Raw genomic sequence first — 4,193 nt, forward strand, 5'->3', positions numbered from 1 at the left:
TACTGCCTCGAATCGGAGAAGGGTTCACGCAACCTGATGCGGCGGCCGAGAAAGCGCGGCGGCGTCGCCAGGCGGCGCCGGATCAATTGCGAGCACGACTGCCGTGCTCGATCGCGCGCGATCGCAACGGGCAGACGCTGGACTTTCACACGGCCGGGGGCAAGTGACGGCTGTGCAATTGCATGCGTGCGTCAGGCCGGCATTGCCGGCCGACGTGCTGCTGATCAGCGACGGGGGGTGCGGCGCACCCATCGGTTTTTCGCTGCGCAGACGGGCATCACGCACGAGACAGTGAACGTGGAAGGCCGGCGTCCGGGCGCGCGGCGCGATCCACGTCCAGAACGTTGAACAGCTGGCACAGCCGTTTCAAGAGCTGGCCTGGGGTGCGGTTTCGCGGTGTCGCGAGCCGATACCTCATCCATTATTCGGGCTCGGCAACTGGCTGCCGGATGCGCCGGCGGCTGACCGGAACGCCTGCGCATCTGCGGCGCGCGCCGGGGCCGCCCGGCGAGGCTAACCGGCTGCGCTCGCTTACGCAAATAACGCGAACACAGTCCTTTTTTTGATTGTTCGCGCATCGGCTATGCCGGCGTCCGCCATGTGAGCCGAGCCTCATCGCACGGTCTCGGGCGCCTCGCCGCATCGGTGCATGGACCGGCAATGTGTCCGCCACGCCGGGGATGGCCGGGAAGGCGCATCCGACGGTCCCGGTGTGCGCCCGGGCGGCATCCAGCCCAGCGCCGCCGCTCGCGATCAGCCCCTGGATCTCTTCCAGCCGGCGCCCACGCGTATCGATGCCGTTCCTGGCCAGCAGCAGCGCGGCCCCGATGGCCGTCGCCGCGCTGCTGCTGGCCAGGAACGGCATCGATACGCGTGGGCGCCGGCTGGAAGAGATCCAGGGGCTGATCGCGGAGCCGGCGGCGCTGGGCTGAATGCCGCCCGGGGCGCACACCGGGACCGTCGGATGCGCCTTCCGCATCCCCGGCGTGGCGGACACATTGCCGGTCCATGCACCGATGCGGCGAGGCGCCCGAGCCGTGCGATGAGGCTCGGCTCACATGGCGGACGCCGGCATAGCCGATGCGCGAACAATCAAAAAAAGGCTGTGTTCGCGTTATTTGGGTAAGCGAGCGCAGCCGGCTTAGCCGCGCCGGGCCGCAGCACACAGCAGATGCGCAGGCGTCGTCAGCCGCCGCGCATCCAGCAGCCGTTGCCAGCCCGAATAATGGATGAGGTATCGGCTCGCGACACCGCGAAACCGCACCAGCCAGCTCTTGAAACGGCTGTGCCAGCTGTTGACATTCTGGATGTGGATCGCGCCGCGCGCCCGGACGCCGGCCTTCACGTTCACGGCCTCGTGCGTGATGCCCGCTTGCGCAGCGAAACGACGATACGCCGCGGCCCCGTCGCTGATCAGCAGCACGTCGGCCGGCAATACCGGCTTGAGGCACGCATGCAATTGCGCAGCCGTCACTTGTCCCCGGCCCGTGTGAAAGTCCAGCGTCTGCCCGTTGCGGTCGCGCGCGATGAGCAGGCAGTCGTGTTCGCGATTGATCCCGCGCCGCCTGGCGACGCCGCCGCGCTTTCTCGGCCGTCGCGTCAGGTTGCGTGAACCCTTCTGCGATTCGAGGCGATACGTCTCGTCAGCCTCGACGATGGCCGACAACATTGCCGGCCGGTCGCGCATCGCGCCAGGAACGAACCGGTGGCGCCACCTGAAGCTGGTCGTCCGGTGCACGCCGGTCACGCGCGCGGCGTCGCGCACCGTGCGCGATTCGAGGACGCATTGCAGGATACGGCAGCCAGCACTCTTTCTTGCGCAGACGAGCGAGCGGCGTGCCGGTCAACGCGTTATAGCTGCGTCCGCAGGCGAGGCAACGAAAACGCTGCAGGCCGCTCGCCTGGCCGCAGCGGTGTACGCGGCCGCAACCGCAGCGCGGACACGGCCGGCCTCTGGCGGCCTGTTCGATCAGCGCGATACATTCGGCCGGATGCGCGATGGCCCGCGATCCATTCGCGCAGCCGGACCAGGTCGGCAGCGGAGAGCTGCACCGCCGACAACATGGCGAACACTTCGTCGAAGCGTCAGGCTGCGCATCGTCACTCCTCATGAGTTAACTCGACGATGCGTATGACCTCTGCAACCGGAATCAGTTCACAGACTTAACGCGAACACAGCCAAAAAAAGGCCGGGCATCGGCCCGGCCAGGAAATGGCGGCCTGGGTCTCAGGCCGCGTGATGACTCGCGCTCGCGTCGTTCGCAGCCGGCGCGCCCTTGACGCTGCCGCTGCCGGCGCCCATGCCGTCGTCATGGTGGAACGGCGCGAACCACGTCGGCGAGGAACGACGGGATCGTCGCGATCATGACGGCGACGAAGTAGCTGACATACCCCAGGTACTCCTGCAGCACGCCGCTGATCGTGCCCGTGACGAGCATGCACAGGCCCATCAGGCCCGGTGCCGAAGGCGTAGTGCGTCGTCGTGTACTTGCCCGGCGCGAGCTGCTGCATCAGGTAGATCATGTAGCCCACCGAGCCGAAGCCGTAAGAACTTCTCGACGATGACGCCGGCTGCGATCGTCCACGCGTCCGAGGGCAGGGCGATGCTCATCGCCAGGAACGTCAGGTTGGGGATGTTGACGGCGCAGCACAGGATGAACAGCGTGCGTTTCAGGCCGCGCCTGGCGACGAACATGCCGCCCAGCAGGGAGCCGACGCAGCACCGCGATCAGGCCCCAGGTGCCGTAGATGATGCCGAGGCTCTCGTTGGACAGGCCGAGTCCTCCCCTTCGCGGGTGAATCGACCATGAAGAAGGGTCCGATCTTTTCCAGCATGCCGATGCTGAAGCGGAACAGGAACGCGAAGGCCACCATCTTCCACACGTCGCGCTTCTGGAAGAACGTGACGAACGAATCCCACAGGATGCCGGCGGCGCCGCGCACGCTGGTCGGCGTGTTTTCCGCGCGCGCGCCCTCGGGCGTGGCTGAGCGCGTGCATGCCAGGCGGCCATCAGGAGGATGAGGCCGGCGACGATGAAGAAGATCACGCGCCACGCGTCCATCCAGTGCGGCCCGAACACCTTCGGGTCATGGTGGAACACGTCCGTGTGCAGGCGCCCGCTCAGGTAGACGAGGAAGCCGGACGCCACGATCGGCCCGACGTTCCACGACAGGCTCTGCACGCCGGCAGTACCAGGGCCTGCGTGCGCGTGTCGAGCGAGGTGACGTAGACGCCGTCGCTGGCGATGTCCTGCGTCGCGCCGATGAACGACATGCAGGACGAACATGGACAGCATCAGCACCATCCAGTTCGTCCTGATGTGGTTGATCAGCACGACGCCAGGACATCACCAGCGACGGCGTCTACGCTCGACACGCGCACGCAGGCCCTGTACTGCGGCGTGCAGAGCCTGTCGTGGAACGTCGGGCCGATCGTGGCGTCCCGGCTTCCTCGTCTCTACCTGAGCGGCGCCTGCACGGGACCTGAAGGCGTTCGGGCCGGACTGGATGGACGCGTGGCGCGTGATCTCTGTTCGTCGTCGCCGGCATCCTCCTGATGGCCGCCTCCAGGCCATGCACGCGTGATGCCCGAGGGCGCGCGCGCGACGCGCCGACCAGCGTGCGCGGCGCCACCGGCCGTCCTGTGACGAATTTCCGTCACGTTCTTCAGAAGCGAAGCGACATGGTGGCCTTCGCCGTTCCTGTTCCGCTTCAGCATCCGGCGGTCTGGAAAAGATCGACCCTCTTCATGGTCGATTCACCCCGGCGAAGGAGGACTCGGCCTGTCCGACGGACCCTCGGCGACGCCGGCGGCCTGCGGGGCCTGATCGCGGTGCTCGTCGGCTCCCTGCTGGGCGGCATGTTCGTCGCCAGGCGCGGCCTGAAAACGCCGCGCTGCTCATCCTGTGCTGCGCCGTGTCCCAACCTGACGTTCCTGGCAATGAGCATCGCCCTCGGACGCATGGACGATCGCAGCCGGCGTCATCGTCGAAGTTCTTTTACGGTACCGTAGGCTGCATCATCTACCTGATGCAGCAGCTTTTCGCGCGGGGGGAAGTACACGACGACGCACTACGCCTTCGCACGGGCCTGATGGGCCTGTCATGCTCGTCACGGCACGATGGCGGCGGCCTTGCGGCGTACCTGGGGTATGTCAGCTACTTCGTCGCCGTCATAATCGCGACGACTGGTGA

General features: G+C 66.9%; 8 protein-coding genes and 1 pseudogene. 3 read left to right on the forward strand and 6 right to left on the reverse strand.

The window, feature by feature from the left end; genetic code table 11:
* Positions 1–794: 794 nt before the first annotated feature.
* On the forward strand, positions 795–932 hold the full coding sequence (locus ACWNCF_RS01760) for a hypothetical protein (protein ID WP_449405797.1): 138 nt from the start codon (positions 795–797) through the stop codon (positions 930–932).
* A gap of 209 nt (positions 933–1,141) precedes the next feature.
* Here the strand turns inward: ACWNCF_RS01760 and ACWNCF_RS01765 are convergent, their stop codons facing one another.
* From ACWNCF_RS01765 to ACWNCF_RS01790, 6 genes and pseudogenes are all read right to left on the reverse strand, one after another.
* The gene (locus ACWNCF_RS01765; protein ID WP_449405798.1) at positions 1,142–1,765 is read right to left on the reverse strand and encodes an IS1595 family transposase; all 624 of its coding nucleotides are present in this window, start codon (positions 1,763–1,765) and stop codon (positions 1,142–1,144) included.
* Between the two features lie 127 nt (positions 1,766–1,892).
* Positions 1,893–2,039 (reverse strand): annotated as a pseudogene (locus tag ACWNCF_RS01770) (hypothetical protein); the annotation flags it as partial.
* Positions 2,040–2,309: 270 nt separating this feature from the next.
* Positions 2,310–2,450: a hypothetical protein gene (locus ACWNCF_RS01775; protein ID WP_449405799.1), complete on the reverse strand. Its 141-nt coding sequence runs from the start codon at positions 2,448–2,450 to the stop codon at positions 2,310–2,312.
* Positions 2,450–2,695 (reverse strand): hypothetical protein, encoded by a 246-nt coding sequence (locus ACWNCF_RS01780; protein ID WP_449405800.1) that lies wholly within the window; start codon positions 2,693–2,695, stop codon positions 2,450–2,452. Before ACWNCF_RS01780 ends, ACWNCF_RS01775 begins: the two co-directional genes overlap by 1 nt.
* On the reverse strand, positions 2,671–3,054 hold the full coding sequence (locus tag ACWNCF_RS01785; protein WP_449405801.1) for a hypothetical protein: 384 nt from the start codon (positions 3,052–3,054) through the stop codon (positions 2,671–2,673). Before ACWNCF_RS01785 ends, ACWNCF_RS01780 begins: the two co-directional genes overlap by 25 nt.
* A gap of 67 nt (positions 3,055–3,121) precedes the next feature.
* Positions 3,122–3,274 (reverse strand): hypothetical protein, encoded by a 153-nt coding sequence (locus ACWNCF_RS01790; protein ID WP_449405802.1) that lies wholly within the window; start codon positions 3,272–3,274, stop codon positions 3,122–3,124.
* On the opposite strand from ACWNCF_RS01790, the gene ACWNCF_RS01795 reads away from it, so the two are divergent.
* Together ACWNCF_RS01795 and ACWNCF_RS01800 are read left to right on the forward strand one after the other, a co-directional pair.
* Positions 3,264–3,557: a hypothetical protein gene (locus ACWNCF_RS01795; RefSeq protein WP_449405803.1), complete on the forward strand. Its 294-nt coding sequence runs from the start codon at positions 3,264–3,266 to the stop codon at positions 3,555–3,557. The genes ACWNCF_RS01790 and ACWNCF_RS01795 overlap by 11 nt on opposite strands.
* On the forward strand, positions 3,557–4,012 hold the full coding sequence (locus ACWNCF_RS01800; protein WP_449405804.1) for a hypothetical protein: 456 nt from the start codon (positions 3,557–3,559) through the stop codon (positions 4,010–4,012). Before ACWNCF_RS01795 ends, ACWNCF_RS01800 begins: the two co-directional genes overlap by 1 nt.
* Positions 4,013–4,193: the final 181 nt, after the last annotated feature.

The sequence above is a fragment of the Massilia phosphatilytica genome (assembly GCF_977014125.1).